Here is a 2,156-nt window from a genome sequence, read left to right on the forward strand (position 1 = left end):
TGATTCCGTTTCGCTCGCCGCTACTCAGGAAATCGCGTTTGCTTTCTCTTCCTTCGGGTACTGAGATGTTTCAGTTCCCCGAGTCTACCTTCCTTAACCTATGTATTCAGTTAAGGATCCTACCCCATTACGGGCAGTGGGTTTCCCCATTCGGAAATCTCCGGATCATAGCCTACTTACGGCTCCCCGAAGCATATCGGTGTTAGTCCCGTCCTTCATCGGCTCCTAGTGCCAAGGCATCCACCGTGCGCCCTTATTCACTTAACTATCTAAAATCAATGTGAAAAGACGCATCATAATGATGCTTACGTTAAATCTAACGTTGGTTTGATGTCTAATTCTTATCTAGTTTTCAAGGTACTAATGAAAATTGGTGGAGCCTAGCGGGATCGAACCGCTGACCTCCTGCGTGCAAAGCAGGCGCTCTCCCATCTGAGCTAAGGCCCCATTTTTTGAAATAGGAATGGTGGGCCTGAGTGGACTTGAACCACCGACCTCACGCTTATCAGGCGTGCGCTCTAACCAGCTGAGCTACAGGCCCATTCCTTATAAAGTTGAAAAATCAATCTTTCAAAACCGAACGAAACAAACATGGTCAATGGTTTAATGGCACAATGTGTGCCTGCTAGCAAGTCCCGAAGGACTCGCTAGTTCCGTAATATCCTTAGAAAGGAGGTGATCCAGCCGCACCTTCCGATACGGCTACCTTGTTACGACTTCACCCCAATCATTGGCCCCACCTTCGGCGGCTGGCTCCAAAAAGGTTACCTCACCGACTTCGGGTGTTGCCAACTCTCGTGGTGTGACGGGCGGTGTGTACAAGGCCCGGGAACGTATTCACCGCAGTATGCTGACCTGCGATTACTAGCGATTCCGGCTTCATACAGGCGAGTTGCAGCCTGCAATCCGAACTGAGAATGGTTTTTTGAGATTTGCTTGACCTCGCGGTCTCGCGGCCCTCTGTACCATCCATTGTAGCACGTGTGTAGCCCAGGTCATAAGGGGCATGATGATTTGACGTCATCCCCGCCTTCCTCCGGTTTGTCACCGGCAGTCACCTTAGAGTGCCCAACTGAATGCTGGCAACTAAGATTAGGGGTTGCGCTCGTTGCGGGACTTAACCCAACATCTCACGACACGAGCTGACGACAACCATGCACCACCTGTCATTCCGTCCCCGAAGGGAACTCCCTATCTCTAGGGATAGCGGAAGATGTCAAGACCTGGTAAGGTTCTTCGCGTTGCTTCGAATTAAACCACATGCTCCACCGCTTGTGCGGGCCCCCGTCAATTCTTTTGAGTTTCAGCCTTGCGGCCGTACTCCCCAGGCGGAGTGCTTAATGCGTTAACTTCAGCACTAAGGGGCGGAAACCCCCTAACACCTAGCACTCAACGTTTACGGCGTGGACTACCAGGGTATCTAATCCTGTTTGCTACCCACGCTTTCGCGCCTCAGCGTCAGTTACAGACCAGAGAGTCGCCTTCGCCACTGGTGTTCCTCCACATATCTACGCATTTCACCGCTACACGTGGAATTCCACTCTCCTCTTCTGTACTCAAGTTCCCCAGTTTCCAATGGCCCTCCACAGTTGAGCTGTGGGCTTTCACATCAGACTTAAGAAACCGCCTGCGCGCGCTTTACGCCCAATAATTCCGGACAACGCTTGCCACCTACGTATTACCGCGGCTGCTGGCACGTAGTTAGCCGTGGCTTTCTGGTTAGGTACCGTCAAGGTACCAGCATTTCCTCTGGTACTTGTTCTTCCCTAACAACAGAACTTTACGATCCGAAGACCTTCATCGTTCACGCGGCGTTGCTCCGTCAGACTTTCGTCCATTGCGGAAGATTCCCTACTGCTGCCTCCCGTAGGAGTCTGGGCCGTGTCTCAGTCCCAGTGTGGCCGATCACCCTCTCAGGTCGGCTACGCATCGTTGCCTTGGTAAGCCGTTACCTTACCAACTAGCTAATGCGCCGCGGGCCCATCCATGAGTGACGGCCGAAACCGCCTTTTACCAGTGAACCATGCAGTTCACTGGGTTATTCGGTATTAGCTCCGGTTTCCCGGAGTTATCCCGATCTCATGGGTAGGTTGCCCACGTGTTACTCACCCGTCCGCCGCTCGATCCACAACAATCACCCCGAAGGGATCATGTTG

2 tRNA genes and 2 rRNA genes (1 of these 4 cut by a window edge) are annotated in these 2,156 nt (G+C 52.5%); all 4 read right to left on the reverse strand.

Going from position 1 to position 2,156, the window contains the following annotated elements:
• A 23S ribosomal RNA gene (locus IEW76_RS20650) occupies positions 1-267 on the reverse strand (its annotated part extends 2,680 nt beyond the left edge of the window); the annotation flags it as partial.
• Positions 268-371: 104 nt separating this feature from the next.
• A tRNA-Ala gene (locus IEW76_RS20655) sits at positions 372-447 on the reverse strand.
• A gap of 17 nt (positions 448-464) precedes the next feature.
• Positions 465-541: transfer RNA gene (locus tag IEW76_RS20660), tRNA-Ile, on the reverse strand.
• A gap of 127 nt (positions 542-668) precedes the next feature.
• Positions 669-2,156, reverse strand: a 16S ribosomal RNA gene (locus tag IEW76_RS20665); the annotation flags it as partial.

It is taken from the genome of Pontibacillus salipaludis, from assembly GCF_014642405.1.
GTDB classification, from domain to species: domain Bacteria; phylum Bacillota; class Bacilli; order Bacillales; family BH030062; genus Pontibacillus; species Pontibacillus salipaludis.